This window comes from Neobacillus sp. OS1-32 (assembly GCF_030915425.1).
Lineage (GTDB): Bacteria > Bacillota > Bacilli > Bacillales > Cytobacillaceae > Neobacillus > Neobacillus paridis.
The window spans coordinates 2,757,338-2,782,895 of record NZ_CP133263.1; the positions used below are offsets into that span (position 1 = coordinate 2,757,338).

The 25,558-nt window shown below is 42.4% G+C and carries 33 protein-coding genes and 2 pseudogenes; 2 read left to right on the forward strand and 33 right to left on the reverse strand.

Annotation, left to right across the window (positions count from 1 at the left end):
- Positions 1–14: 14 nt before the first annotated feature.
- The 20 genes and pseudogenes from RCG24_RS13695 to RCG24_RS13790 all read right to left on the reverse strand — a co-directional run bounded on the left by RCG24_RS13695 (position 15) and on the right by RCG24_RS13790 (position 13,213).
- A complete protein-coding gene (locus RCG24_RS13695) occupies positions 15–293 on the reverse strand; it encodes a hypothetical protein (protein ID WP_308077277.1) in 279 nt (92 codons plus the stop codon).
- A gap of 162 nt (positions 294–455) precedes the next feature.
- Complete coding sequence (locus RCG24_RS13700; protein WP_308077278.1) at positions 456–596, reverse strand: hypothetical protein; 141 nt, start codon at positions 594–596, stop codon at positions 456–458.
- Between the two features lie 47 nt (positions 597–643).
- Positions 644–1,069 (reverse strand): hypothetical protein, encoded by a 426-nt coding sequence (locus RCG24_RS13705; protein WP_308077279.1) that lies wholly within the window; start codon positions 1,067–1,069, stop codon positions 644–646.
- Between the two features lie 318 nt (positions 1,070–1,387).
- Positions 1,388–1,966: pseudogene (locus RCG24_RS13710) on the reverse strand (major tail protein); the annotation flags it as partial.
- Positions 1,967–2,311: a hypothetical protein gene (locus RCG24_RS13715; RefSeq protein ID WP_308077280.1), complete on the reverse strand. Its 345-nt coding sequence runs from the start codon at positions 2,309–2,311 to the stop codon at positions 1,967–1,969.
- Positions 2,308–2,739, reverse strand: a complete 432-nt coding sequence (locus RCG24_RS13720) for an HK97-gp10 family putative phage morphogenesis protein (protein ID WP_308077281.1) — start codon at positions 2,737–2,739, stop codon at positions 2,308–2,310. Before RCG24_RS13720 ends, RCG24_RS13715 begins: the two co-directional genes overlap by 4 nt.
- 5 nt (positions 2,740–2,744) lie before the next feature.
- Positions 2,745–3,080: a head-tail adaptor protein gene (locus RCG24_RS13725; protein ID WP_216883833.1), complete on the reverse strand. Its 336-nt coding sequence runs from the start codon at positions 3,078–3,080 to the stop codon at positions 2,745–2,747.
- Between the two features lies 1 nt (position 3,081).
- Positions 3,082–3,402 carry a head-tail connector protein gene (locus tag RCG24_RS13730; protein WP_308077282.1) on the reverse strand — a complete coding sequence of 107 codons (321 nt, stop codon included), beginning with the start codon at positions 3,400–3,402 and terminating at the stop codon, positions 3,082–3,084.
- A 26-nt stretch (positions 3,403–3,428) separates the two neighbouring features.
- Positions 3,429–3,641 (reverse strand): head fiber protein, encoded by a 213-nt coding sequence (locus RCG24_RS13735; protein ID WP_216883831.1) that lies wholly within the window; start codon positions 3,639–3,641, stop codon positions 3,429–3,431.
- 12 nt (positions 3,642–3,653) lie between these two features.
- A complete protein-coding gene (locus tag RCG24_RS13740) occupies positions 3,654–4,847 on the reverse strand; it encodes a phage major capsid protein (RefSeq protein WP_308077283.1) in 1,194 nt (397 codons plus the stop codon).
- A 19-nt stretch (positions 4,848–4,866) separates the two neighbouring features.
- Entirely contained in the window at positions 4,867–5,556 is a 690-nt protein-coding gene (locus tag RCG24_RS13745) for a head maturation protease, ClpP-related (protein WP_308077284.1), read from the reverse strand.
- A pseudogene (locus RCG24_RS13750) lies at positions 5,557–6,802 on the reverse strand (phage portal protein).
- 43 nt (positions 6,803–6,845) lie between these two features.
- Positions 6,846–8,450 (reverse strand): terminase large subunit, encoded by a 1,605-nt coding sequence (locus RCG24_RS13755; RefSeq protein ID WP_262447319.1) that lies wholly within the window; start codon positions 8,448–8,450, stop codon positions 6,846–6,848.
- Positions 8,451–8,539: 89 nt separating this feature from the next.
- The gene (locus tag RCG24_RS13760; protein WP_015926203.1) at positions 8,540–8,728 is read right to left on the reverse strand and encodes a DUF5049 domain-containing protein; all 189 of its coding nucleotides are present in this window, start codon (positions 8,726–8,728) and stop codon (positions 8,540–8,542) included.
- A gap of 23 nt (positions 8,729–8,751) precedes the next feature.
- Positions 8,752–8,979 (reverse strand): DUF4314 domain-containing protein, encoded by a 228-nt coding sequence (locus RCG24_RS13765; RefSeq protein WP_055742201.1) that lies wholly within the window; start codon positions 8,977–8,979, stop codon positions 8,752–8,754.
- The gene (locus tag RCG24_RS13770) at positions 8,976–9,668 is read right to left on the reverse strand and encodes a virulence protein (protein WP_216883858.1); all 693 of its coding nucleotides are present in this window, start codon (positions 9,666–9,668) and stop codon (positions 8,976–8,978) included. The genes RCG24_RS13765 and RCG24_RS13770 overlap by 4 nt, the downstream gene beginning before the upstream one ends.
- A gap of 89 nt (positions 9,669–9,757) precedes the next feature.
- Positions 9,758–11,014, reverse strand: a complete 1,257-nt coding sequence (locus RCG24_RS13775; RefSeq protein WP_216883826.1) for a site-specific DNA-methyltransferase — start codon at positions 11,012–11,014, stop codon at positions 9,758–9,760.
- On the reverse strand, positions 10,995–12,170 hold the full coding sequence (gene metK, locus RCG24_RS13780; protein ID WP_308077285.1) for a methionine adenosyltransferase: 1,176 nt from the start codon (positions 12,168–12,170) through the stop codon (positions 10,995–10,997). The genes RCG24_RS13775 and metK overlap by 20 nt, the downstream gene beginning before the upstream one ends.
- 20 nt (positions 12,171–12,190) lie before the next feature.
- A complete protein-coding gene (locus RCG24_RS13785) occupies positions 12,191–12,742 on the reverse strand; it encodes a P27 family phage terminase small subunit (RefSeq protein WP_001029957.1) in 552 nt (183 codons plus the stop codon).
- Between the two features lie 111 nt (positions 12,743–12,853).
- Positions 12,854–13,213, reverse strand: a complete 360-nt coding sequence (locus RCG24_RS13790; protein WP_027625333.1) for an HNH endonuclease — start codon at positions 13,211–13,213, stop codon at positions 12,854–12,856.
- Between the two features lie 284 nt (positions 13,214–13,497).
- Between RCG24_RS13790 and RCG24_RS13795 the strand changes: the two genes are divergently transcribed.
- On the forward strand, positions 13,498–13,689 hold the full coding sequence (locus RCG24_RS13795; protein WP_027625332.1) for a helix-turn-helix transcriptional regulator: 192 nt from the start codon (positions 13,498–13,500) through the stop codon (positions 13,687–13,689).
- Complete coding sequence (def, locus tag RCG24_RS13800) at positions 13,682–14,257, forward strand: peptide deformylase (protein ID WP_027625331.1); 576 nt, start codon at positions 13,682–13,684, stop codon at positions 14,255–14,257. The genes RCG24_RS13795 and def overlap by 8 nt, the downstream gene beginning before the upstream one ends.
- Positions 14,258–14,448: 191 nt before the next feature.
- Here the strand turns inward: def and RCG24_RS13805 are convergent, their stop codons facing one another.
- The 13 genes from RCG24_RS13805 to RCG24_RS13865 all read right to left on the reverse strand — a co-directional run bounded on the left by RCG24_RS13805 (position 14,449) and on the right by RCG24_RS13865 (position 25,350).
- Entirely contained in the window at positions 14,449–14,862 is a 414-nt protein-coding gene (locus RCG24_RS13805; RefSeq protein WP_033826692.1) for a DUF1492 domain-containing protein, read from the reverse strand.
- Entirely contained in the window at positions 14,859–15,077 is a 219-nt protein-coding gene (locus RCG24_RS13810) for a hypothetical protein (protein WP_033826693.1), read from the reverse strand. The genes RCG24_RS13805 and RCG24_RS13810 overlap by 4 nt, the downstream gene beginning before the upstream one ends.
- Positions 15,077–16,438, reverse strand: coding sequence for an SNF2-related protein (locus tag RCG24_RS13815; RefSeq protein ID WP_308077286.1), 1,362 nt, complete (start codon positions 16,436–16,438; stop codon positions 15,077–15,079). Before RCG24_RS13815 ends, RCG24_RS13810 begins: the two co-directional genes overlap by 1 nt.
- Positions 16,419–16,700, reverse strand: coding sequence for a VRR-NUC domain-containing protein (locus tag RCG24_RS13820; protein WP_048718002.1), 282 nt, complete (start codon positions 16,698–16,700; stop codon positions 16,419–16,421). Before RCG24_RS13820 ends, RCG24_RS13815 begins: the two co-directional genes overlap by 20 nt.
- 219 nt (positions 16,701–16,919) lie before the next feature.
- Complete coding sequence (locus tag RCG24_RS13825) at positions 16,920–19,286, reverse strand: virulence-associated E family protein (RefSeq protein ID WP_308077287.1); 2,367 nt, start codon at positions 19,284–19,286, stop codon at positions 16,920–16,922.
- Positions 19,283–19,717 carry a DUF7768 domain-containing protein gene (locus RCG24_RS13830; RefSeq protein ID WP_055742211.1) on the reverse strand — a complete coding sequence of 145 codons (435 nt, stop codon included), beginning with the start codon at positions 19,715–19,717 and terminating at the stop codon, positions 19,283–19,285. Before RCG24_RS13830 ends, RCG24_RS13825 begins: the two co-directional genes overlap by 4 nt.
- The gene (locus RCG24_RS13835; protein WP_124763829.1) at positions 19,717–20,469 is read right to left on the reverse strand and encodes a phage antirepressor KilAC domain-containing protein; all 753 of its coding nucleotides are present in this window, start codon (positions 20,467–20,469) and stop codon (positions 19,717–19,719) included. The genes RCG24_RS13830 and RCG24_RS13835 overlap by 1 nt, the downstream gene beginning before the upstream one ends.
- Before the next feature lie 93 nt (positions 20,470–20,562).
- On the reverse strand, positions 20,563–22,497 hold the full coding sequence (locus tag RCG24_RS13840) for a DNA polymerase (RefSeq protein ID WP_308077288.1): 1,935 nt from the start codon (positions 22,495–22,497) through the stop codon (positions 20,563–20,565).
- A 72-nt stretch (positions 22,498–22,569) separates the two neighbouring features.
- A complete protein-coding gene (locus RCG24_RS13845; RefSeq protein ID WP_308077289.1) occupies positions 22,570–23,118 on the reverse strand; it encodes a DUF2815 family protein in 549 nt (182 codons plus the stop codon).
- The gene (locus tag RCG24_RS13850) at positions 23,111–24,259 is read right to left on the reverse strand and encodes a DUF2800 domain-containing protein (protein ID WP_040036590.1); all 1,149 of its coding nucleotides are present in this window, start codon (positions 24,257–24,259) and stop codon (positions 23,111–23,113) included. The genes RCG24_RS13845 and RCG24_RS13850 overlap by 8 nt, the downstream gene beginning before the upstream one ends.
- Positions 24,260–24,384: 125 nt before the next feature.
- Positions 24,385–24,576, reverse strand: a complete 192-nt coding sequence (locus tag RCG24_RS13855; protein WP_308077290.1) for a hypothetical protein — start codon at positions 24,574–24,576, stop codon at positions 24,385–24,387.
- The gene (locus tag RCG24_RS13860) at positions 24,551–24,769 is read right to left on the reverse strand and encodes a hypothetical protein (protein WP_040036592.1); all 219 of its coding nucleotides are present in this window, start codon (positions 24,767–24,769) and stop codon (positions 24,551–24,553) included. Before RCG24_RS13860 ends, RCG24_RS13855 begins: the two co-directional genes overlap by 26 nt.
- A 47-nt stretch (positions 24,770–24,816) precedes the next feature.
- The gene (locus RCG24_RS13865; protein ID WP_229731547.1) at positions 24,817–25,350 is read right to left on the reverse strand and encodes a hypothetical protein; all 534 of its coding nucleotides are present in this window, start codon (positions 25,348–25,350) and stop codon (positions 24,817–24,819) included.
- Positions 25,351–25,558: the final 208 nt, after the last annotated feature.

Consider the following 25,558-nt stretch of genomic DNA (forward strand, 5'->3'; position numbering starts at 1 on the left):
TGCCTATTGCTCTGTTACAGATAGTACCGAATGATTAATCTTGCCCCAAATCCTTTTGTTTCTGTATCACCAGCCTTTGCATCGGGTAATTGAACCACTTCATCGCTAGGTTTCATGCTTTTATACATTGCCCTGCAGCAACTTGCCATTCTCGCATTTTTTCCTTTATGATCCCCCAACATTTTATGAAGCGTGCCACTACAAACTTCTATACTGCTCTCGCCACATTCCCTTGCATCCCTCTTCATATTCTCGATCTCTTTCATAAAGTCCTCAATCTTTGGAATCTCCATCACTACAGCCCCTCTCCCTTTTTTTGGATTGTATCACAAACACTTTTTTGTAAGTCAAGACTGTGACTATGTATTGTGGTTAGTGTTGTGACAGGAGAAAAAACCAGGCCTTTCAAGGGTTCAGAGCACTTTTTGGTTATAGAAAAAAATTTTTTCAGACTCCTAAATCCCCACAGGAATGACATCATCAATGAAGACTTCCTGCTTTGGTTTGGCTATTCCATTAAACTGCTTATGGCATTCCCATAAATCCAATAAATAACCCATGGGCATAAGCCACACTTCTTCTTCGCTTCTATTCAATTGAGCCGTTCCATAATAAATTAGTCGGATAAACAACTCATCATCGCTTACCCGACTTCCACGTTTTTTGATGGCTCACTCTCAATATGCCGTTTGGTTCCTTTCAACATGCTGGCCATAATGGCATTTTTGTATTCTGCCAACTCGAACGGAGTGGTCAACAATTCCACTTCCTCTTCCTTCAACAGGTCTTTCTTCGCTTCTTTATTTCGTAAATTATGAATGAGAATCGATTGGTTCGCTAATAAGGTAATGAGCCAGACGATTTCATCTAAGGCAAGTTCAAAGTCTTTCGTGTTCATCAGCTTGGCACCCAGATTTTCAAGACCTCCATAGCGTTTCGCGATTTCTTTTGTAGCTTTTGTGGTTAAAATCAATTTATAATCCGCACCACCAATATCAATCACTGCACTTCTTTCATCAGCGGCAAAATCTATATCCAAAGGTATAGCCTCTACATTTTTATTACTCACCTTTTACCATCCTCCCTATGAAACCGTCACGGTCGCCACATTGGTTGTTACAGAACTAGCACCAACAGAACTTAACACGCAGTAATAATAATAGGTTCCTGCCGTAAGATCGGTTGGGATATCAAAGCTAGCTGAAGTTTCCCCATTAAGGATGGTGCCACCGACCGTACTATCCAACGAATTTTCATACCACTGATAGGTAATAGGATTGATGGTGTTAATCGTTGCAACGACTGATAAACTACCAGAAATACTTCCTGCCACCACTTCCGTTAAATCAGCAGGCTGAGTTGTAATGGTGATCGTTGGAGTTACGGGTGAAAAATCCGGCTCGTAAACGGAAACAAACCAGTTTGTAATGGTTTCTTGGGAAACACCATTATCTCCTTCCGTCACTTCTGCCTTCCAAGGATGCTTGTTTTCTGCATCCAGCTTGTTTCGTCTAAAGACCGTTCCTTCTATGGTGGGACTACTAAAGGTAATCGATTCACCTTTGGTCGCAAGGTTAGTTGTTGGAATGTTAAAAATAACGCGATACAGCCAAAAATATCGGTACTTTCCGTTTGATTTCTTCGCACGAAACCCAACTGCGACAGGCTTTCCACCATCCTCACTCCTCGATATCACGACATTATTGCTGTCAATTTTGCTACCTGTTAAGTCCTGGGCTACCAACGGCCCGATATCATCAATTCCAAGAGTTAACGTGCCGCTATTAAACTCTTTCACTACCTCTGCTGCCCCGTCATCTGCATACAGAATCGCTTCCATCAGCTCGACACTAAGTTCGGCAGTCATGGCCTTGGCCAGAATCTTAGGAGTGCCATAGGTTTCAGCGCCAGTCTCATCTTCCGTAATGTTGGCATAAAACAATCGATCCAATCCTATCGTTGCCATCTATTCATCCTCCATTTCATATTCTTTCAAAACATCTATCGCATAATGATGGTACTTTGTATCATTTTCAAAACCGATATATTGCCGGTCAGTTATGGTCATGCCTCCTGCTAGAAGTGCTTTTGTCAGCTGCTTTTTTCGTCCTAGATAATTTATCTTAGAAAACAAAGAGAGCCGCGCTTCCTCAATGACAGTATGGGCTTGGTTATCCGCATAGAAATCCAGCCGATCTGACATAGGTGTTATCACGATATATTCATCCGGTGCCAAACCGGAAAAAACCCCAGTTTCCACGGGGAGTGGTATAGCGGAAACAAGGTTATTCAACTCCTCTAAAATATTCATATTTTACCGATCTCCTCCTCCAGCTTGGCGACCATTGCGTTGATGCAAGGTTTCCTAGATGAATTCCTCGCAGGCTTTAGGAAGGGTTTTGCAGGCTGACCATGTTTGCCATATTCAATGATGCTGGCAAGTTTAGCATTGCTTTCACCATCCGATCGTGGCTCGGCAAAGCCAACTTTTACATTGAAATTGCCGTTTCTATCTTGCTTTGCACCAGAAAGGCCCAGTGAAGATAGCAACTCGCCAGTACTTTTGGATGGATATTTCGTGTCCTTGCCAACCACCTTACTTAGATTTCCTTTGACTTTATCCAGCACCACTTCACCGCCAACTTCCAAAACCTTAGGAAGAATCACATCGGTCTGGTCAGCTAATCGGGATACCTTTAAAAGGAATTCTTCTGGCATCTTTATATTCGCTTTTGCCATATCCATCACCTCACAGATGGTTCTAGCTTTTCGGCTAAAACCTCGACATACATCCCTCGGTTTCTTACATCCTCAACACTTAAAATCTGATATCTGCCATCATCACAGACGATGACCATTTCATTCGTCACCTTAAGCCCAAAGATTTTCCTAAACCTGAATAAGGAAGTTGCAGAAGAAAATGATGCCATATTCGTCCACCGTTCACTGCCATGCCGATCTTCCTTGTAAGCAAGTACACTGGCGAGTATGTTGTCACCTTTTGTGGTGAAACCATCCTCATCCTTTATTGGGACCGTGCTGATGATATCGATAAAGGTGTTCATCTTTCCAAAACTCATGCTAAACACCCCACTCTCGGTCAAGCCGTAAAAGCAAGTTCACTGTATTCCATACTTGTTGCCCCGCCTGTACACTATCAGCAAAGAAACCTGCCGTCGAGCCATCCCTGCTTTCATAGAAATGGCTCGATAACATAATCACTGCCTGTTCTGTTGTTGGAGGCATGGTATGGGTTTCATAATAGTTTTCAGGAACATGCTGATAGCTCTGTGCATATGAGACTGCCGCAGTGATAAATCCAATAAGGAGGGCATCATCTTGGTCATGTGCCAAAATTAAGTTTGCCTTAACTTTAGGCAAGAGATTATCTGCCACTGCCATACCACCAACCTCCTTTACATTCCACCTTAGTCCGTCTCCATAAGCCCCGCTGCCTTTAGTTTGGCAAGCAGGGAATTGAAGTCCGTAACTAAACCAGCAACATCGGTGGCTATGCTGTCTGCTTGGTTTTCTGCAATAGGAATCCCCGTAACCGAGGCCCCCTCTTTAATTTCTAAAACACCGCCGATGACAGTTTTTTCTCCGCCTTGTTCGGTATAGTTCTTCGTGTTATAACTCATAAAGCACCTCCGTTACGCTTTCTGTTGGAGTACCTTAACGGCCTCCGGCAAGATAAGCTTTCCATCAACTCGTTGAGTCGCAATAAATCCTACTTGACCTGTGACAGCATAGAGTTCATTTAATCGTTTGAATACTCGTCCTTGACGGTCTGCCACCCAGTAATAACTAAAATCACCGAATACCACAGTCTTTGCACCTGCTTCAATAGTAGGTACATAGGATGAGGTGTACAGCGGACGGTTAAGAATAGTATCAGGTGTTCCCGCTTGGATGGAAGGTTGCCATAGGTACTGGCCATTACCGTCTTTTAATTTACGGATAGCTTTTATAGTGGCATCATTCATTACGAATACTGCCTTATTACGATAAGGTGCTTTCAAGCTGTAGAATAAATCTAAAACCTCATCCAAAGTAATGGCAGTGGCACTTGCCGCAGTAACACCAACTTGACCGCCGCCTGTGGCATTTAAAATTCCTGTTGGCTTACCTGTGCCATCACCTACAAAGAAGGCTTCCTCCTCCTTGTTACCAATGCGACGGGCAAATTCTCTTGTGATGTAGCTTTCGAGATTAAACACGGAATCGTTTAGTAGCTCCTCAGAGACTTTAATCATTGTCGCTAGTTTATAGGCCCCGATGGATACTTGACCGAAGCTGTCATCACTTTCTGGGATAGCTCCTTCTTCATTTATCCAGCTTGCTGTACCTTTGCTTGCAACAACAGGAATCTTACGGTCACCAGAAGATGTAGTAATTACATTGGCCAACCTACGGAAAATATTTTCTTCCTCTAGAGCTTCTACTAGAGTACGTTCAAACTCATCTGGCACAAGGAATCCACCTTCAGAATCAGTGCCAATCTTTAGAGCGTTCCTTACTTCATAGCTGACATTGTCACGCATCGCATTCCAGAAAGCCTTTTTGTATTCAGCACTTGCACGACCGGTCATTTCCTCTCCAGTTCTAGTAGGTTCGTTGGTAATTGGGTTACTGGTTGCTTTCGACAGTTCCAAGTCGATAGATGCTTGGCGTTCTAAACGTTCAATTTCCTTACCAAGAGCCACCACATCGGCTTCCATTTTTTCATAGGTTGTCGTGTCCTCAGCGGATAACAGTCCATCACCGCCACGTTTTGAATCAAGGAATGCCTTTGCTGCGTCCCATGCTTTAGCGCGTTTCTCGCGCAATTCAAGAATTTTACTCATTGTTATTTCCTCCTTTAAATTAGTGCGAAATTAAAGAAAGCCGCTTATCCAGCGACTCAATGGGTGTACCTGTTTTCTGTTTTGGTTGTTTTGGCAGTTTACTGATAAGCGAGTTAGTAACGGCCATCCTGCTAAAGATAAGACTATCCGTCAAATCTGGTGTTTCACTTTCCATGAACATGATCTTGTCTGCAAAACCAAGCTCAATGGCTTTATTTGCATTCATCCATGATTCTGCATCCATCAGATGGGAGAGTTTTGTTCGGGAAAGACCCGTTTTTAGCTCATAGGCATTAATAATACTTTCCTTAACCTCATCTAATAGTGCTTTTGCTCGTAGCATTTCCTCACTGTCACCGATAGCAATCGTTGATGGGTTATGAATCATCAGCATGGAAACCGGGGACATATATACATCTCCACTTGCCATTGCAATAACGGATGCCGCACTTGCCGCAAGCCCATCAATCTTTACATTGACTTTTCCGGTATACTCCATCAGCATGTTATAAATCTGGGCTGCTGCGAACACATCACCGCCAGGGGAATTAATCCACACCGTAATATCGCCGGTGCCAGCCAGCAGTTCATCTTTGAACATCTTAGGTGTGACCTCATCACCCCACCACGTTTCTTCGGATATCACTCCATTTAAATAGAGGGTACGTTCTTCATCAGAATCTCGCACCCAGTTCCAAAACTTCCTCATTTACTGACCTCCTTCGGTTTTGGCAAACGCACCTGCGTCAGCCAGTTTTGTCATATTTCCGTTAACCAGATATAAATCGCCACCTTCCTCAGCTGGTATTCTGTTCATGTCCTCCAGTTCACGGATATCGTTGGCTGACATCCAGCCATTTTGTCGCCCAATAGCATAGCCATTCATTCGGCTTTGATAATCGCCGCGAAGCAGACCATCTAAGTTGAACTTGATGAATACTGATGTTTTCTCAGAAGGCAAAATAAGCGATTGCTGGAGACTTTGCTCCCATCTCACCACCCACGGATCGAGAGTGTATTTTACAAACTCCAAAGACTGCTGCTCGATATTGGAGAAGCTAGATTTCTCAAGATCTCCCACCATATGGGGAGGCACACGGAAAATCCTCGCAATCTCATTGATTTGAAATTTCCGTGTTTCTAAAAACTGAGCCTGTTCTGGAGGTATACCGATGGCTTGAAACTTCATGCCCTCTTCCAATACAGCGATTTTATGTGCCTTAGCTGTGCCTTGGTAAGCACTATTCCAGCTATCCTTCACTCTCTGTATGTCTTTAATTACTCCTGGGTGTTCCAGCACACCTCCGGGATTAGCACCATTGGCAAAGAATGCTGCACCGTACTCTTCAGTAGCAAGTGACATACCGATTGCATTTTTCGCCATAGCGATTGGGCTATAACCAATGAGTCCATCAAAACCTAAGCCAGGTATGTGTAGGACTTCATCTTTACGGAGTGTGACATAGCCACCTTTTGGGTTTAGGCCACTTTCATCGGTATCACGATAGTAGGTAAATACCAGCTCTCCGTTTGTTGCTCGACTAACTTCCATCTTGTTGGGGAGTAAGGGATAAAGTGCAACTGCCTGCCCACGACCGTTTCTGACCACCTGTGCATAGGCATTGCCCCAAAGTAAAAGAATGACTCATCAGTGTTTCTCGAAACACAAATGAAGTCATCTCTGGATTTGGTTCATCATGAAGAAGGTAATACAAAGGGTGGAAAGGAATCTTTTCTTTACCTCCATCAGAACGATATCTATATACATGTAGTGGCAGTCCTGCAATCGCTTCAGCCAGTATCCTTACGCAGGCATACACCGCTGTTGCCTGCATTGCAGTACGTTCATTAACCGTTTTGCCAAATGACGTACCGCCAAACAGGAAGGAAAATGCACTACCCACACGGTTTTGCGGTTTGTCTCTTGACCGAAACAGTCCTTTTATTAGATTCATAGGCGTCACCTCCGAATATCAACATTGTGCTAACCATTAAGGTTTAAAAGACAATCAAACCTCGCTCGTCATACACCGAATCTCCACTATTACCTGAGCCACAACGAATAGCACGATCAAGTGCCATGATAGTTGCCACCGCGCCATCTATTTTTTCTGTACTTTTTTCTTTATCCGGCTTCACGTTGCCCGCTGGATCAGTTTTTATAAAGATGTTGTCCATCATCCAACGAAGTACTGGATGCCCACCGTGCGCTATTCTTTCTTCTAATGTCAATTTCATCAGTTCTTTGGTTGGTGGTGACATATCTTTAAAGCCTTGACCGAAAGGAACGACAGTAAAGCCTAATCCTTCAAGGTTCTGAACCATTTGAACAGCTCCCCAACGGTCAAAAGCAATTTCTCGAATGTTATACTTTTCTCCCAGTTCCTCAATAAACCGCTCAATGTAGCCGTAATGTACTACATTGCCTTCTGTAGTTAGAATATACCCTTGCTTCTCCCAAAGATCGTATTGCACATGGTCTCTTCGAACTCGGAGGTCAATGTTGTCCTCTGGCATCCAAAAATACGGAAGAACAACGTATTTATCTGTTTCATCCTCTGGTGGGAACACCAACACAAAGGCTGTAATGTCTGTTGTAGAAGATAAGTCAAGACCCCCATAACATACCCGCCCTTCAAGACTTTCTGGTATAACTGGAAATGCACAGGCATCCCACTTTGCCATTGGCATCCAACGGACAGACTGTTTAACCCACTGATTCAATCTTAATTGCCTGAAGCTGTTCTCTTCAGCAGGGTTTTGCTTTGCACTTTCACAAGCTGCCCTTACCTTGTCAATTCCCACCGTAATTCCTAAGCTTGGATTTGCTTTCTTCCACACTTTTGGATCTGTCCAATCATCCTCTTCTTTGGCACCATAGATTAAGGGGTAAAAGGTAGGATCGTATTTTCTGCCCTCAATAATATCAACCGCTTTTTGGTGTGTTTCGTAGCAAATACTCTGGGTATCCGTCCCCGCAGTGGTGATAAGAAAATATAGTGGTTGGGTCCTCGCATCCCCAGATCCTTTCGTCATAACGTCAAATAATTTGCGGTTTGGCTGAGTATGAAGTTCATCAAAAACAACACCATGTATATTGAAGCCGTGTTTGGAATAGGCTTCAGCCGACAATACCTGATAGAAGCTGTTGGTCGGCAGGTACACCAATCGCTTAGTTGAAGCCAGCAACTTTACTCGTTTATTCAGTGCCGGACACATCCGCACCATATCGGCTGCTACTTCAAATACAATTGATGCCTGCTGGCGGTCAGCGGCACAACCGTACACCTCTGCCCGTTCTTCACCATCACCGCAAGTGAGGAGAAGTGCAATTGCTGCGGCAAGCTCGCTTTTTCCCATCTTTTTAGGTATCTCTACATAAGCAGTATTAAACTGCCGATATCCATCTGGCTTTAAAATTCCAAATAAATCACGGATTATTTGCTCCTGCCAATCGATAAGTTCAAAAGGCTTACCTGCCCATAAACCTTTCGTATGGGAGAGTGCTTCGATAAAAGCTACAGCGTAATCAGCAGCATCCTTATCGTAATATGACCCATCAGCTATAAAGGCGGTCGGCTTATATTTCTTCAGTTTCCGCATAAACACCGCCCCTTTTATGAAAAAGGACAAAAGAAAAGAGCCTCAATCCTATAGATGAAGCCCTTCTCCTTATCCTAGTTAAATTTTTTTTACTTCTTTTCATCCACTTCCCCCGTCAGTATGAAATGAGCATATTCCGTTTTATGGTCTATTAAATAGACTACCAATTCATAAAACCCTCGTTCATTTGCTTCATACTGGACTCGATTTGCATCAAACATATTTGTGACTCCACTTTCTCGGATGGAAAGGATTTGTTCTTTGATTATCTCATTCATTTATTACCTCCCCCGATTCATGTTTACTCTTCGATTCTCTTGCATAAATCCTCACCAAAGGCTACTCCAAGGGAACCACCCGAATCCCAACTGACATGAATCGTTCCTATGTCATCAACACTAGTAACCGTACCTTTAGATCCAGGCTGAAGTTTAGTATAAGGGTCGTTCATTTTAAGTAGCATCACACGTGTTCCTGGAGTGTAATAGCTTCTAAGTTGCTTTAGCATTTCTGGGTGAATGATATTCATTGTTCACTCACCTCCTGCTTGGCCGTTCCGCTTTTGAAAGCGGAGCTACCTGAAAGCCTCGAGAGGAGAATCTTTCGTTCCCTCTTATATTCTGGTCCGATAAAGCCGAGCCTTAGCAGGAAGCAACGGAAAGCGTACTTTTCATTCTCTACTGATTTCTCGGTGGAATTGACACGGGTGTGTTTTTTCGCCATTTCGCAAAGTGCCGTGACAAAATGGGTGTATGCCTTAACCTCCTCTGAGGCGCACTTACTTTGAAACCAAGGGAAGGTGACATATTCCTCATCTTCAATGATGGGAATGGAGTCCGTATCAAGTGCTTTCTTTATAAGAGTAGCTTTACTTTCTACTAATCCTTTTAGGTTCTCGATTGCCGTGTCGGTAAAATCCGCCCGTGGCATTTGAATTATCAGATTGATAGATTCTTCCCTTTCATTTACTTCTGCTTTCGGAAGTGGTGTGTCAAATTCTTCTGAAATTGCTTTGAAATCGTGAAATCTCAATAGATCATCGACCAGTTCCTTATTGTCTGGTCCACTTAGAACTCCGTTTTTGTTAACATTGTAGTCTGCCACCTCATATGCAAATGTAGGTGCTCCGAGATATTTTACAGGGGCATTTAGTTCTTGGCTGATTGCGTTAACCAGTGCTTTTCTTTTTGGTCCTGTAACATTATAGTTAATCTGCATTTTCATACCGCCTTTCTACTTTCGGTACGTACATATATCACTCTAAAAGCTGTTATTATCAAGTCATTTAGAGCATCTTTCTGATTCTATTAATCGGCGGTATTTTGTGTAGATAAATCAACATTTGGCAGGTCACCATATCTAAATTTCGAACCATCTCTTAAAAGAAACACACCATCCGAGTTTCCGACTTGCTCAATATACCTTTCCACAATGACATCACAGTACTTTTCATCCAGTTCAATGGTGTAGCAGATTCTATTTGTCTGCTCACAGGCAATCAGTGTACTTCCTGAACCGCCGAAGGGATCAAGCACGATACAGTTACTAAGGCTCGAATTCATAATGGGGTATGCCACAAGTGCCACTGGTTTCATGGTTGGGTGGTCGCTGTTTTTCTTCGGTTTCTCAAACTCCCAGATGGTGGTCTGCTTACGGTCTGAATACCAGAGATGCTTGCCTTTCCTTTTCCATCCAAAGAGTACAGGTTCATGTTGCCACTGATAAGGAGAGCGACCGAGAACAAGGGACTGCTTTTTCCATATACAAGTACCAGAAAGATAAAATCCTGCATCGGAGAATGCTCTTCTAAAATTGAGTCCTTCCGTATCAGCATGGAATACATAAATAGAAGCGTCCTTTGCCATCGCTGCCTCGGTGTTTTGAAATGCCGCAAGCAGGAAATCATAGAACGCTTCATTCGCCATATTGTCATTTTTGATTTTTCCAGCAGTGCCTTCATAGTTGACGTTATATGGAGGGTCCGTAACTACCAGATTGGCAGCTTTCCCATCCATTAAGACATCAAAGGTGTCTTTCTTTGTACTGTCTCCGCAGACTAATCGATGCTGTCCGAGTATCCAAACATCCCCTAAATTCGAAACAGCGGGCTTTTTCAGCTCGCTGTCTACATCGAAATCATCTTCTTTTATATTATCCTTAAGGGAATCTTTGAAAAGATCCTCCAACTCTCCTGGGTCAAATCCTGTAAGAGAAACATCAAAATCAGAAGCATTTAGGTCTGTAATGAGAAGTGCCAATTTATCTTTATCCCAATCGCCACTTATTTTATTTAGTGCAATGTTTAGAGCCTTTTCCTTTTGCTCATCCATTTCGACAACTACGCATTCTATTTCATCCATGCCCATACTCAGCAGGACTTTCAAGCGTTGATGCCCTCCGATAACTTTGCCTGTGGTCTTATTCCATATAACGGGTTCTACATATCCAAACTCCTCAAGGGAGCGTTTAAGTTTCTCATATTCCGGATCACCAGGTTTTAAATCCTTCCTTGGGTTATATTCAGCGGGGATGAGTTGTTTCGTTTTAATCTTCTCTATCAACATACTTTTCCACCGCCTTTCTAAATTCACTGTATTTATTTACATCCTCCCACGGGAACAGACAACTATTAAAGTGACCATAAGCCGCTGTGTCAGAATAAACCACATTTCTAAGACGTAGTTTTTCAATGATGGCCGCAGGTCTTAAGTTGAAAGTCTCCTGAGCTGCAATAGTTAATATTTCATCAGAAACAGTTCCAGTGCCAAGGGTATTTACAGTAAAGGCTACTGGATTTGCCTTACCAATGGCATAGGAAATACTCACTTCACACTTCTTTGCATAACCACACCAAACAATATGCTTGGCAATATACCGAGCCTTGTAAGCACCGCTTCGGTCAACTTTGGTTGGGTCTTTACCACAAAGAGCACCACCTCCATGAGATGAAAGCCCTCCATAGGTGTCGATCATGATTTTTCTTCCAGTCAAACCCGTGTCGGCAGCGGGTCCACCAAGAACAAACTGACCAGATGGATTGACGAGAAGTTCTGTTTCATCATCAAAAGGGAAATCCTCAAAGCATTGCCATAAGACATTGTTAAGAATATCCGCCTTAAGTTCTTCCTGTGTTTTATTCTTATCATGCTGCACAGAAATCACAATCGTCTTTATTCTCACTGGAGTGTCATCCTCATATTCCACCGTTACCTGTGCTTTACCATCAGGAAGAATCCCTTTGACCAGCTTTCCTTTGCGACAATCATCCAGTCTCTTTACGATTCTGTGAGATAGTACAAGGGGTAGGGGAAGCATTTCTCTTGTTTCCTTTGTAGCAAAGCCATACATTGTTCCCTGGTCTCCGGCACCTATTGAACCGTACTGTTCGTTTATGCCATTTCGTGCTTCTAGTGCGGTATTCACACCAGCCGCAATATCTACACTTTGATTATGTACATATACATAAATCAAAAATTTTAGAGGATTGTATCCCACATCTTTCAGTACAGTTTTTACAATGTCTCTAATGTTCACTTTCTCGCTGCAGGAGATCTCGCCCGCCACGATAATTTTCCCCTTGGTTGCCATTACCTCACAAGCGACACGTGATGCCCTATCTTTACGTAGGCAAGCTTCCAAAATGCTATCTGCTATGATGTCGCATAGTTTGTCAGGATGTCCAGCACATACACTTTCGGCTGTTAAATATCTTTTACTCATTACATCATATCTCCTCATCTTTATTTTCCTCTGCGGGCAGATAGCAGTCGCTCCATCACGTCGTCCTGTGGATTTAAACCAGAATACTCTGTAGCACAATTCTCTCGAACGATTTGATATATCTCCATCCATAGCCTGTTTGTCTGACTCATAAAGTTCTGACTCATCGCTACATAAGGACTTTGAATAGCATTGCCGGTGGTTGGGTGCTTGGCTAGAAAGCCAAACTCGGTTACTGCTTCCTCACACTGTATCCATCTGGCCGCACTCATGGCATATCGCTCTAGAAGCTGTGGAAGTACCAAATGGGCACAGCCACGTTCCTCAAGCCATTTCCATGTAATTTCATAGATTTCACTCGCTACTAGGGTTTTTCCATCCTTTTGCACTGCGGAGAGCATGGCCATTGGCTTTGGCATTTCCTGCCCCTTCAGGTCAGCAGTATTTTGGAACTCAACGACTTCAAGCTTTCTTTTACCAGGGTTTCCCTCTGCAATTTTGTCAGCAAGTGGTTTCTTCTTTTGACCGGAGCCTATACGGGCGCCGCCACGATTTGTTCCATCTTTGGCCATTCACTCACCTCTTTTCGTCGATGGGCCTATTACCCCGTTTGAAACCGCGAATTTTCACGCGTTACCCCACGCCCGTTACACAAATGAAAAGCTGTGGAGATTTGACTCCCCCTATCGGGTTCCCCAACGGTCTCCATCTCTTGCCGTGATTGCAGAGTGGCAAGGAGTACAAAGAGCCATCAGATTACTTCTATCGTGAGTCCCTCCTCTTGCAAGAGGGAGAATATGATGCACTTCGGTTGCTGGGGTCAGCTTTCCTTGTCGTTTACATTCCTCACAAAGAGGATGAGCTGCAATGTAACGGTCACGTATCCTTTTCCAAGCACGACCATAACGCTTACGGGTTGATGGGTCACGATCATACTTTTCATACCGTGCAGCTTCCTTCTTACTATGCTCTTCACAAAAGCGCTTGTCGGTTAGTTCTGGGCAACCAGGGTAAGAGCACGGTCGCTTAGGTTTCTTTGGCATACTGCACCTCCTTTTGCCCATAGAAAAAGCCCTCGCAGGAGTGGTTCTCCCGTGAAGGCTTCTGTTTATTAATATTCCATACTACCATTATATAACTTTCACTACAGACAAACAGTGTCATCGTATGCCAAACTGTGCCAAAGTGTGCCAACCTTTTGCGAGCATTCAGATTACTGCGTACAAAAACCACCAATAGATATTTTCAAAAATATCCAAAGTTATTGACATGTTTATTGTAATTGTTATAATAACAATGTCCAATATCTTTGACATAGGTGATACTGTTGAAAAATAAAATTAAAGCAATACGGAACAAATTGGGGATAACACAAGAGCAACTTGCTAAGAAGTGTGGAGTTGTTAGACAAACAATAAATTGTATAGAGAATGATAAATATGATCCCACACTGGAACTGGCTTTCAAATTATCAAAAACGTTAAAAGTAAAGGTAGATGAATTGTTTATTTATGAATAAATTTCATTCAAATTATATAATAACAATGAAAGATATTGTAAGGGAAGGTAATGATATCTTACATCGACCAACACTGGAAGTGATGGTACCTCCCCCTGAGGAAGATAAGGAAACATTAACTAGTATGATGAATTTCTTAAAAAATAGTCAAGACCCCATTCTATCCAAAAAATATAAATTACGTGGAGGAGTTGGATTATCCGCGAATCAGATTGGCTTGAATAAGCGAATGTTTGTAGCGTATTTCACTGACGAGATGGGGAAAGAACATGAATATACCCTTATTAATCCAAAAATTATTAGCCATTCCGTTTCTATGATTTACTTACCACCAAGTGAAGGGTGCCTATCTGTTGATCGAGATATAAATGGGTTCGTACCAAGATATGAGAGAATTAAAGTGAAAGGGTTTAATTTAGAAGGAGAAGAAATAATATTAAAACTCAATGGCTATTCCTCTATTGTTATTCAACATGAAATAGATCACCTAAATGGAATTATGTTTTATGAGCGTATCAATAAAGAAAATCCTTTCAAACTACCAGAAAACTGTAAAAGTTTATACTGAGATCATGCATTAGGTCGGTATTCAAAGTGGGTAAGCAATGAGTTGTTGTTTTGACAGCTCATTTTAATTTAATAATCATTAAAAAGGAGAAACTAATTATTTAAATCACTGTAATTTTCATACAATGACTAAGGTAATGGTGAAGAGGGCCTTTTAACCCTCTTCCTGCACTATTTTCCGGTTACTCCTTTTTATTTTGGAACCTTTAAATGTTGCAAAGCGGATGAGTGGAGTCTGTGTACGGTTCTCATAGAAACATTAAGGTTGACACAGATTTCTTCCCAGTTAAGAAAGTTAATGTATCGGTAGCGAAGAAGTAGCTTCTCATCCACGTTTTCCATCTGGTTAATCGCTTCACGGATATCTGATTTCAGCTTTACTAATCGTTCAACTTCTTGCTGTATTTGTTGCTCCAAATCTATTATTCTAATCACATATTTTTCAAAGGGTGGGTCAGTACTCTTGGTTCGACTGACTTTTTCCTCAAGAATGGGGGATGAAATACTTCTTGATAGATTTCTTAAGTTTTGCAACTCTTCAAGGTCGGAATTAATCAATTCATTCAGGCGATAAGCCTGCTTTAAGAATTCCTTAGCTGTCATCATCGCACCACCTCCTCTTGTAGCTGTTGAATTAACATGTCAGGGTTTAGGGAGGTGAGAACATTGAACAATCCAGAATGAAAGAAGCGCTCAACCTCACGTTTTGTATATAAAGCAGAATCATTGCGAGGGTGTTTTGCTAATCTTTTCAGTGCAAAACGATAATCCTTGACTGCCTGTAGAATAATGGCATTTGCCAGTTTTTCAAAAGCGTCCATCATACAACTTCCCTCGCTTTCCCAAGATTTGCTTTGACTGCATTGATAAGATCGGATTGTGTCTTTTCCTTTTGTTTCAAGGCTCTCATCACATCTTCATCAATCGTGCCTTTAGTAATAATGTGGTGGATTACCACGGTCTCATTTTGTCCTTGTCTCCAAAGTCTCGCATTGGTTTGCTGATAGAGTTCCAGACTCCAAGTAAGTCCAAACCAGATAAGCGTTGAACCTCCACTTTGTAAATTCAAACCGTGTCCAGCCGATGCTGGATGGATAACTGCCACAGAAATATCACCATTATTCCAATCCATGATGTCTTTGGAAGTTTTAATTTCTTTGACATTGTATTTTGCTTTAATACGCTTTAAATCGTGATTATACCAATAGGCAATAAGCACAGGTTTGCCGTTTGCACCTTCAATTAGATCCTCAATAGCATCTAGCTTGCGGTCGTGAATAATATGAGGATTTTTATCATCATCGTAGATTGCACCATTTGCCATTTGCAGGAGTTTCCCTGAAAGGACGGCTGCGTTCATGGCATCAATCTCCTTATCAGCAAATTCAAGAACCATCTCTTCACGAAAGTGATCATATACTGATTGTTCTTTGTCATTTAGATACACAGGCACTTCATTGATCATGCATTCTGGCATTTTCAGAAAATCCACTGATTTCATGGAAATGGTGATATCCGAAATGAGCCGATATATGGCATCTTCAGCACCTGGCAATGGTTTATATGAAAATACAATCTGCTGATTACGTTTATCCGGTGTAAAGAAGGAATTGCGGTAGTGAGTGATGTACCTGCCGAGTCTTTTACCCATGTCAAGGATACGAAACTCTGCCCACAAATCCATTAACCCATTACTGGAAGGTGTACCCGTAAGACCCACAATTCGTTTTGCCCTCGGCCTTACTTTTAGTAAACTTTTAAATCTTTTTGCACCATAGGACTTAAAGGATGATAGTTCATCAATGACCATCATATCGAAATTAAAAGGGATACCACTTTTGTTTACCAACCAATCAACATTTTCTCTGTTTATAAGATAGACACTTGCAGGTTTCCTAAGAGCCGCCAATCGCTCCTGTTCTGTGCCGATGGCTACCGAAAACTCTAGCCCTTTTAAATGCTCCCACTTATTTATCTCAGCTGGCCAAGTATCCCTAGCTACTCGAAGTGGGGCAATGACCAGAACCTTTCCAATTTCAAAACTATCAAGACATAAATCAAATATAGCAGTTAAAGTGATTACGCTTTTGCCAAGACCCATTTCTAGAAACACCGCAGCAATGGGATGCTCAAGTATGAAGTTCGTTGCATAAGTCTGATATTTATGAGGATTGTATTTCACCCAGTATCCCTCCAATCTGCTTAACATCATCAATGACATAGCATGTAAAGCCCAACTTCTGTAATTGCTTTATTCTTCTAATCTGTAATGGACGAGGTTTCTTTCCGGGAGCCTTTAATTCCACAAAAGCCATCTTCCCATATGGTAAAAGCACTAGGCGGTCTGGCATTCCATCTAAACCTGGACTAACAAACTTCGCCGCAATGCCTCCCATCTTTTTTACCTCCGCCACCAGTTTCTTTTCGATATATTTTTCAAGCATAAAAACCTCCCACTATAAAAAGCTCGGAACAAGAAAACAACTTTGAACCATTTTTCCTATACGCGCGCGTATGCGTGTATGCACAGGCTACTATTACTTCTTTTTACTATTTATAAATAAATAGGATACTTCTTGTTCCACTTGTTCCGAACCGTTGATTTTCCTTATCGTTACTAGCTTTAGGGAAAGAACCAGTATGGGAACAAGGTAAGGTACAACTTAGCGTTGTTCCTCGACTCGGGAATAAGCTCGTTGCTTTCCGTAGACAGGAAACGTCACAACACCATTCTTGTTCCCAGTGTACTTGTTCCACTCACTGATCTTTCTCATAATGGCACCGATGGCATAGGAATCTGAAGGCTTTAGCATTGATGCCTCTTTACCGAAACACTCACACCAAATCTCCATATTGCAGACAAGAGTCCTTTTTACTGTTCCAACACGGGTGCCGCCACCAAATTCGCTACCGCCGAGGAAATTTCTACGCTCGTACAAAGACATCGTGTCCCAATCATCCGGCAAGAGCGTATCCAAGTAAGTACGAACCAGTCCTTCTCGTTCATCTGTTTCCATAGCATCTGCCTGTTCACTGGTTGCCATGGTTACATCATCACCTTCAAGGTAGAGTTTTTCGCCCTTCTCATATAGCACTAGTGTCTCTGCCCAAATCTGCTGTACTTCCTCTTTAGTCATCTGCCAAGCTTTCTTTTTACCGTCGCCGCTAATACGGACTGGCCAAAATCTGCGGTTACCTGTAATATCCCGAAGAAATCCGCTTTCTGCATTGGTAGAACCTACAATTACGCATTGACGGGGATGGCTTTCGACGTTGACCCCATAACTGGCACGGTACTTATCATCCGCCCTTGAAATAAAGGACTTCACAACCTCCACATCCGTCTTACGCATTCCAGCAAGCTCTCCTAGTTCCAGTAACCAATATCCCTGAAGTTTCTCAGCCCCGGATTTATCCTTCATATCTGTAATAGTCAAACTATCTGAAAACCAGTCTCCAGCAAGTTTGGCAAAGAAGGTTGACTTACCGATACCTTGAGGCCCGTTTAAGATTAGAACACTATCAAACTTTGTACCGGGTCTATAAATGCGGGCTACCGCTGCAACCATAGTTTTGCGAATCACTGCTTTTGTATAGGAATTATCTGTTGCACCGAAATAATCAATGAGTAGATTTTCTACTCGGCTAATACCATCCCATTTTGGCAGGGAGTCTAGATACTCCTTAACAGGATGGTAGGCTCGTTCTGACGCTACAGCTAATACAGCATCTTTGGTCTTGGTAGGGGAATAGACTCCGTATTTGCTGCTTAAGTACACCTTAAGAAGTGCGTTATCCGAATCATTCCAACCCATCTTGATCTGTTCCCAAGGCAGACCACCTTTGGCATCAATACCGTCACGGTGGCAATTGAAAGCGATATGCTGTAATTCCTCATCATGCCGAATAATCAAGACAATGTTATCCAGTGTGTCTTTTATCCGACCTTGCTTATCTAGTTCCAAACCTGTCTGCCAATCCTCATCACTAAACTCCTCTTCAGCCTGAGCCTGTCTTTCCTTTGCGAACTCGGCTTTTACCGCTTCATCTTTTATAGCAAACTCGCACATTGCCACAAAAGACGGCATCCTGCCAGGAGCCGTAGTAGTGGAAGCTCTATCATCTAAAGAGCCGAATTTATGAATACGAACGAGATCAAAAGCATTAAGAAGCAGGCCGCTTGCCGGGTCGGTGGCATGGTGGCTGTATGCAAATTTATCATCATAGATAATCACACCCGCACTACTGTCAGCTGGAATATAGTCATAGCGCCCTTCCATAGCAGATGGGGCGTAAACTGCACCTAAAAATTTATCAATTGCTTCACGAACGGAATAGGCGCGACAGAAAGTTCCTACCACACCTTCCTTTAAAAGAGGATCTGCTTGTTCTTTAAGACTGCGATTAATAACTTCAGACTGCCTGCTTGATACGGGCCAAGTTGTTGTATCTCGCCAGTTTTCATATTTAGAGAGATAAACATCAGGGTCAAGTAATGCCCCATCCTGTTCTTCATAGACAAATTCACCATTAGAGGAAGTGGATGGCCAATACATAAGGCGATGCGCCTCATAGGTTGTATCATCGAAAAGATCAATGCCGATTTCTTTTGCCACCATACGTCCAACGGCTGCATATTCTTCTTCGCTGATTTCACGAGCAAGGGGAACGATAAGCCTGAGTCTCGGATTTTCCGGTGTGTGCTTATGAGTGGAGTAAACGCAACATTTGAAATCGAAAAGCATACTGATTTGTTCCCAGATATCGGGTCTACCGTAATCCATATCAAGGGTAAGCAAAGAACGACACAGAACATTGCCCTTCTTTCGCCTTCCTTCTTTTAAATGTCCCCCGACAAAGCCGCCCACGTCTTTGATATCATCTTGTTTACCTTTTTTAAGTTTCCGATATTCTTCTACCGTTTCTGTAGTACGTTGGGTTGTCTTTACACGGGAGCAAAAATCCTCCCAGGAGATATCTTTGTTTTTCCATTTCCTGTCCATCCGGCTATTGCCCACTGCAATTTTCATAAACTTTCGACCTCCTCATGCTCCGGACTAAAATACCTGACCGTTTGTCTGCGTTTCTTGGCTACTTCAATCTCCCTTGCCATACCGCTTGAGATGGTATTGCCCAGCACCCACACCTCAGAGCATTTGCCCATAAGAACGATGTCCATAAATATGGCAAGCTCTCGTTCCTCTGGGTTTTCATCATCCATAAACTGCGGAAACATAAGGTGGGGAGCAATTGGGATACAGTTTTGGTCTAAGGCAAACCTGCAAAAACTGCGAGCCTTTTTAATGTTTCCTTCTACATCGCCGGAATAGGGAGAACAGATATATACAAGTGGCTTAAAGGCAGATTTTTTCTCTGCCTTTTCCTTTCTCATTATGTTGGTCAGTGCTTCATGGGGAGTTGGGTCATGGTATCCTTCATGGTTAAATTTGTTGATCCCCATTACACACCCTCCATTTCTATCTGAGGCAAAATACCGTCCGCCTTCATCAGTTCGTAAATGAAGAGTCTGCCTTTTTGAGTCCAATATGTATGGACCTTTGTATGCTGTTCACCGTTACTGCCAAGGTAGCTATGTGTCTTAGTACTGGTGTAGCCTTTTTCCGCATACTTCTGATATAAAAGCCAAATGCCGCCTTGTTTAAACTGGATGCCCTTTTTATTAAGATAGCGGTTCATCCAAATAGCTGACTTGCCGTAATCTTTGGCAATTGCTGAGGTGGAAATAAGGTCTTTACAATTTAAAACTACATCGTAATAAGAGACTTTCGGTTTCATTTCCGCAATTTGCTGATTCTGAACAGCAACCGTACCTTCAAGCACTTTATTTTGATTCCTTACTTGAGTTAGTTGTTGATTGGCAAACTGTAATGCCCTTGCCATGATCGCCTCAGGGGAATTCCATCGTCTTTCTATTTCAAGAAAGTATTGACGGCATTGTTTTCCTTTTGGAGTACGCTGTATCATACATAGCTCTTTTGCCATATCAATTGTTAACTGATGGTCTATGCTTGGTCTGCCTCCAGTACTTTCGCTCAAAAATGAGCTAAAGTCTGACCCTTCCTCAAATCCGTACTCACACATTCTTGGAAACCAATCTTTATAAGCGGTCTTTACTTCCAAGGCTTCATGTAAATCACGACCGAGTACGGTTGGTCGTTGATTTTCATAATTGATTTTTACTAATTCGTCCATACGAATTACCTCCTGCAATATAGTCAGAGGAAAGTTCCTCTACCTAATAGCCACAGGAGGTAATGATTGTTGAGGATTTTGAAAAAATTTATTTTAATCTTTTTGATAAAACTGACACTCATAGCCATCAGCGCTAAGTAACAGGCCATTTGCCCATGTTGGTGTCCTAGCCATTTGTTCACAAATAGTAGAAAGTGACATCCTCATATCCGCTTCGATTATAATTTCATCGTGTACATGAGCCACAATGGAACAATTCTTTAATGCCTGCATGGCATGACACAAAATGTCACGACTGATTGCCTGGACAATATTCTCTACAAATTTTGGACCGTAGCCTTCGATTCTTTCCCACTTCTTCGTCCCACCGATACCTTCATAAGTAACTGACTCACCACCAAATACATTCTCTCCCATACGAGGTTTCACATAGGAAAGCCGCCTGCCGGAAGGAAGGACAATAAAGAGCATTCCACTTTGATATATAAATTTAATACCATGTGTTTCTGTAGGAGTTTTCTGCTTAACGCAGGTTTTTACAGCGCGGTCAACATCCCACCATAATTTTGTAATATTGGGATTGGATTGTCTCCAAGCCGTTACAAGAGGTTGAAGTTCATCTTCTTCAATTCCCATCTCCAATGCACCCATTGATTTCAACGCTCCAACAGATCCTCCGTAACCTAGGGCTAGTTCAGCAATTTTTCCCTTCTGACGAAGATGTCCATTAACACCGTTTTTCTCCACAGGTACGTTAAACATCTGAGATGCACTTGCACAGTAAATGTCACCGCCATTTTGGAATACATCTAATCTCCATTTTTCTCCCGCAAGCCAGGCGATAACGCGAGCTTCAATCGCTGAAAAATCTGCAACTATAAACTTCATACCCTCCTGCGGTACAAAAGCAGTACGGATAAGTTCCGATAGTACCTCCGGGATAGAATCATAAAGTAAGGTAAGAGCATCAAAGTTTCCGCTACGAACTAAAGCACGAGCCTGTTCCAAATCGGGCATATGGTTTTGAGGGAGATTTTGCAGTTGAATAAGCCTGCCCGAAAACCTACCAGTTCTGTTTGCACCATAAAACTGAAACATTCCTCTTGCCCGACCATCATTACATACCGCATTCTCCATTGCCGTGTATTTTTTTACCGATGATTTTGCAAGCTGCTGACGAAGTTCCAAAACAGTGCCTAGTGGTTCAGGTGCTGTCTTTAACATCTCAGCAACCGCTTTTTTACCAAGGGTATCTGTTTCTAGCCCGTTATCGGTAAGCCAGTTTTTCATTTGTTGTACAGAGTTCGGATTCTCTAAATTAGTTATATCCTGCATTAAAGCCGTTAGCTTTTTACGGGAATGTTCATCCATCACAACAGCCTGTTTTACGAAAGCAATGTCAATGGCAATGCCACGATCATTGATTTCCTGGTCGAGATGATATTCCTCCCAGATATTCTCTGGTACTTGAAACTTGGATAATCTCTGTTGTATAGACATCTCGGATTCCACATCGCGAATGTTATACACTTTAAACCGCTCCCATTTATCCATGTCGTGTTCTGGTAAATTACGAACTCGACCACCATTAGATTTTGTAGGGGAGCAAGGTGTACAGAAATATTTAATAAGGTCTTTACCCTCAGTCAATTTTTGTTTTTCTAAACCTAGAACTGCACCGACTCCCTCCAAAGAAAGAGGTAGTCCCATATATGCTGACCATATCATGGAACATTTCCAGGATGCAGGGTCAAGATAATCTTCAAGGTTAAGCCATTTTGATAGACACACACGCTCAAACATTGCATTGAAAGCCCACTTAGTAACGGAATTATCCATAAGTGCGTTTATAATTTCATCTGGGATTTCCTCCCCACTGGCGAGGTCAACCACCTCCACTTCGCCACCGTCCACCGAATAGCCAAATAGTAGAATTTCAAAATCATCACTCTCGGCATAACGGTAAACTCCAGACTTTTGAAGGTTGGCACTACTAAATGTTTCAATATCAATAGAAATAGAATTCATATATTACCGCCCTTTCTAATGCAAACGAGGTGGCAGAAGAACAACCTCCACCACCTCGTCTGTATTTATTCCTTATGCTAGAAAATCATCATCATCAATAGTTGTGAAGTCATCAGCTGCATTGGTTCTTCCACCTAAAGGCTCTCCATCTCTTATCTTCTGGATGTTGCCAAGACCACATGCAACACCCTTATTGCCATTGGAGTTAAAAGCATAGAAATTCAGGGATACTCTTGCATAACAACCACTGTACACCTCGTTGCGATCCAAGATAGGTCTGACTGCTTTATCTACTATTTGGGGTGGCGTCTTGCTGTTGGCATTTACAAAATAATGCCCTTTATAAGCCTCATCATCACGTTCTACATCACCATCACGAAGTGGCAGTTTGATAGCCGCCTTATTCGGCTTTTTTCCACCAAACTTTGCAAGGCCCTCTTCAATGGCTGCATCTACTGCTGCATTGATAGCATTGATGGTTTCCTTATCTGTTTTGGGAATCAATACGGATACGCTGTACTTTTCCGCTCCGCCATTGATGGATACGGGCTCCCAGCCGTGAAAGTAGCTAAGACGTGTGTTGACGCTTGTAACAACCTTCGTTCTGTTTTGATTATTCATATTCCAATTCCTCCGTTATCTCATTAAATTCGTTTTTTACGTTTGATCTATTCATAGCTGGCCGCTTATCCGATAACGGGACCAGAGTCGGCTTTCCCGGTGGTTTATGTATGAGACCACCGAGGATTTCTTGAAATTTCGATTTACCCATCAGCTTCTGCATTTCCGTAAGGGTAATAAGACTCTGACGATAGATATCATTATAGCCATTTGCCTTGGCTGCTTCAGCCACGGCCTCTTCGTCCTTATATTTACGGATAGACCTGCCCTCGACTACCTTAAAGCCGTGCCACTCTTTCCCTTGATTAACGGCAGCATCCGTCGCATAAGCAATGATTTCATTTGCCCACTTTGTAAGGTCGGACAGTTTAGAGAGAACTTCCTCAATTTCGGAATCCGTAAGCAGGGGAGGCAGTTTAAATTCCATCTGTGCTAATTTCAGCTTTTCTTCTGCTCTTGCACGGCATTTAACAGCCGCTCGACAGAATGTACACCATTCACCTGGAAGGTAGTTACCTTCGCCTTCATAAGCTTTTTTGGCCTTTGGTCTAAGCTCGTTTTCTGCCCAGTCTTTTAATTCATTTACCGGGATTGTCCATGTGCTGACATTTTCCCTGCGAGGTTGGAAGATGGTCATGGAAACCTCTTCGATGTCATACAAGCTATCGTAGATTTCCAAAGCTCCAAGGGCGTACAATTTCATCTGTGGGTTTCCTACTGCATCTACTAACACACCCATGCCGTACTTAAAATCGATAATATGAAGCTTTTTATCGCCAATGATGATGCAGTCACCAGTTCCGAACCCCTGTGGTACATAGCAGGAAAAATCAAGACGTTGTTCAATAAGTATTAACGGGTCCGTACAGCTTTGTTTTGCCAATTCAAACTGCTCCATTACAAATTCAACATAGGCATCGCTGTGTTCTTCCATTTCATCAGAGTTATACACCGAGACTGGCCTTTTACTTCTCATGTGAAGTGCTTTTTTAAGTTTGTGTTCACAAAGAGCATGGGCGGCGGTGCCTTCAGCGGCTGCATTGGATTCGTTATTTTCAAATTCTAGTTCCAATCTTGCAGATGGAAGGCAATTAAGCCACCTATGGGACCCTGATGCGGAAAGTACTGCGTGATCACTCATTCCCTAGTACCTCCGCATCTTTCAACATATCTGCATAATGTTTTGGGTCAACTTCGCTTAATTTAGAGCCACCGTATTTTTTGATGATTTCTCTCACTTGAGAAGTAAGACCGTCTTGGCTCTTTTCAGCGAGTTTTGCTCTGACTTCCTCCAGAGTGATTTCCTTTTTCTTTGGCGCAGGTTTTTTTTACAGGTGTAGTCGGTTCTTTTGCTTCGACAGGTTCATTGCCCGCCATTGCATCAGCAACCGCTTGTATACTGTCTGCCAAAGAGCGCATATCAGAAACCACATCAAGAAGAAGTTTGATTTTGCTCATGGTTTAATCCTCCCTCCTTAATCTCACTAATGGCGAGTTCCTGTACGGTGTCACCCGGGACAAGGATAGTCAGTTTCTGCTTATCACCAAGTAAGAAACGTAGGAAACGCTCCCTTATAGTGACATTACGACAGGAGACAATCCCGCCAGACTGTGGAGTTTTTGAAACACTGATTTTCAAGTTGTGTTTCATGTTCTTCACCTCTTTCTTGAGAGCGTTTATGTGCTGCCCTCTATCTATTAGCCGTGGCAAGAGGGGAAAGTTGAGGATTCTGGAAAAACTTTTTTGAAATTCTTCTTAGCTGTATCTAAACGGTGTGAAATGGCGCTTTTACTAACACCCTCACGCTCTGCATACTCAGTCATTGACATGCCATCAAGATATACAGCAATAAAAGGTTCTGAATGTTTTGGCTTGAGAATGGAACGAATAATCTCACAGTAATATTCATAATCTTCCTTTTTATTTCGTTCCACTTCTTGGAAATTATCGGGGAGATAGTCCATATGATCCGTTGCATCCTCAGATTCGTCGTCCTTACGGAATGGTTTTTTGGGCATCCCTCTGTGTCTATCAAATTTATGCCAGTTATTGTAGTCGGGCTTGTTAAAACGCTCGTCCATAATCTCCTGTGGTGAACGTCGAGTCACAGTTTCCTTATCTTCGGCACAGGACAGCCTGTCCTCATAGTCCATATCAATCATTACAGTGCAGTCCTCGTCTGGTACCTCCAAATAGGTAGGTTTGTTGTCGTACATAATTCTAATTTTCATTTTGCATCCTTTCCGCCGGACTGCATTGGCGGCAAAGGATACAAAAATAGGTCTGTGCCTCGAAGTACACAGACCCTTTGTCCTGAAAATGAGCGCAACAAGGTAAGGTACTTCTATTGCAACGCATAACAATCCTAAACGGACTGAAACGTAGCAATATGTATCCTTTGCCCTTATTGCAAATCAGGCATTTGATATTTTTTTGTAG

What these genes read in the sequence shown, in the direction of transcription:
- RCG24_RS13770 (WP_216883858.1), bottom strand. Translation starts at nt 9,668, where the DNA reads ATGCAGATTAACTATAATGTTACAGGACCAAAAAGAAAAGCACTGGTT.
- RCG24_RS13765 (WP_055742201.1), bottom strand. Translation starts at nt 8,979, where the DNA reads ATGAATATCATTCACCCAGAAATGCTAAAGCAACTTAGAAGCTATTAC.
- RCG24_RS13755 (WP_262447319.1), bottom strand. Translation starts at nt 8,450, where the DNA reads ATGCGGAAACTGAAGAAATATAAGCCGACCGCCTTTATAGCTGATGGG.
- RCG24_RS13790 (WP_027625333.1), bottom strand. Translation starts at nt 13,213, where the DNA reads ATGCCAAAGAAACCTAAGCGACCGTGCTCTTACCCTGGTTGCCCAGAA.
- RCG24_RS13740 (WP_308077283.1), bottom strand. Translation starts at nt 4,847, where the DNA reads ATGAGTAAAATTCTTGAATTGCGCGAGAAACGCGCTAAAGCATGGGAC.
- RCG24_RS13840 (WP_308077288.1), bottom strand. Translation starts at nt 22,497, where the DNA reads ATGAATTCTATTTCTATTGATATTGAAACATTTAGTAGTGCCAACCTT.
- RCG24_RS13695 (WP_308077277.1), bottom strand. Translation starts at nt 293, where the DNA reads ATGGAGATTCCAAAGATTGAGGACTTTATGAAAGAGATCGAGAATATG.
- RCG24_RS13805 (WP_033826692.1), bottom strand. Translation starts at nt 14,862, where the DNA reads ATGATGACAGCTAAGGAATTCTTAAAGCAGGCTTATCGCCTGAATGAA.
- metK (WP_308077285.1), bottom strand. Translation starts at nt 12,170, where the DNA reads ATGAGTAAAAGATATTTAACAGCCGAAAGTGTATGTGCTGGACATCCT.
- RCG24_RS13825 (WP_308077287.1), bottom strand. Translation starts at nt 19,286, where the DNA reads ATGAAAATTGCAGTGGGCAATAGCCGGATGGACAGGAAATGGAAAAAC.
- RCG24_RS13855 (WP_308077290.1), bottom strand. Translation starts at nt 24,576, where the DNA reads ATGAGCAAAATCAAACTTCTTCTTGATGTGGTTTCTGATATGCGCTCT.
- RCG24_RS13715 (WP_308077280.1), bottom strand. Translation starts at nt 2,311, where the DNA reads ATGAATATTTTAGAGGAGTTGAATAACCTTGTTTCCGCTATACCACTC.
- RCG24_RS13865 (WP_229731547.1), bottom strand. Translation starts at nt 25,350, where the DNA reads ATGAAAATTAGAATTATGTACGACAACAAACCTACCTATTTGGAGGTA.
- RCG24_RS13725 (WP_216883833.1), bottom strand. Translation starts at nt 3,080, where the DNA reads ATGAGTTTTGGAAAGATGAACACCTTTATCGATATCATCAGCACGGTC.
- RCG24_RS13720 (WP_308077281.1), bottom strand. Translation starts at nt 2,739, where the DNA reads ATGGCAAAAGCGAATATAAAGATGCCAGAAGAATTCCTTTTAAAGGTA.
- RCG24_RS13860 (WP_040036592.1), bottom strand. Translation starts at nt 24,769, where the DNA reads ATGAAACACAACTTGAAAATCAGTGTTTCAAAAACTCCACAGTCTGGC.
- RCG24_RS13745 (WP_308077284.1), bottom strand. Translation starts at nt 5,556, where the DNA reads ATGAGGAAGTTTTGGAACTGGGTGCGAGATTCTGATGAAGAACGTACC.
- RCG24_RS13820 (WP_048718002.1), bottom strand. Translation starts at nt 16,700, where the DNA reads ATGCTTGAAAAATATATCGAAAAGAAACTGGTGGCGGAGGTAAAAAAG.
- RCG24_RS13810 (WP_033826693.1), bottom strand. Translation starts at nt 15,077, where the DNA reads ATGGACGCTTTTGAAAAACTGGCAAATGCCATTATTCTACAGGCAGTC.
- RCG24_RS13775 (WP_216883826.1), bottom strand. Translation starts at nt 11,014, where the DNA reads ATGTTGATAGAGAAGATTAAAACGAAACAACTCATCCCCGCTGAATAT.
- RCG24_RS13730 (WP_308077282.1), bottom strand. Translation starts at nt 3,402, where the DNA reads ATGGCAGTGGCAGATAATCTCTTGCCTAAAGTTAAGGCAAACTTAATT.
- RCG24_RS13830 (WP_055742211.1), bottom strand. Translation starts at nt 19,717, where the DNA reads ATGGGGATCAACAAATTTAACCATGAAGGATACCATGACCCAACTCCC.
- RCG24_RS13735 (WP_216883831.1), bottom strand. Translation starts at nt 3,641, where the DNA reads ATGAGTTATAACACGAAGAACTATACCGAACAAGGCGGAGAAAAAACT.
- RCG24_RS13845 (WP_308077289.1), bottom strand. Translation starts at nt 23,118, where the DNA reads ATGAATAATCAAAACAGAACGAAGGTTGTTACAAGCGTCAACACACGT.
- def (WP_027625331.1), top strand. Translation starts at nt 13,682, where the DNA reads ATGAATAAATTTCATTCAAATTATATAATAACAATGAAAGATATTGTA.
- RCG24_RS13835 (WP_124763829.1), bottom strand. Translation starts at nt 20,469, where the DNA reads ATGGACGAATTAGTAAAAATCAATTATGAAAATCAACGACCAACCGTA.
- RCG24_RS13850 (WP_040036590.1), bottom strand. Translation starts at nt 24,259, where the DNA reads ATGAGTGATCACGCAGTACTTTCCGCATCAGGGTCCCATAGGTGGCTT.
- RCG24_RS13785 (WP_001029957.1), bottom strand. Translation starts at nt 12,742, where the DNA reads ATGGCCAAAGATGGAACAAATCGTGGCGGCGCCCGTATAGGCTCCGGT.
- RCG24_RS13760 (WP_015926203.1), bottom strand. Translation starts at nt 8,728, where the DNA reads ATGAATGAGATAATCAAAGAACAAATCCTTTCCATCCGAGAAAGTGGA.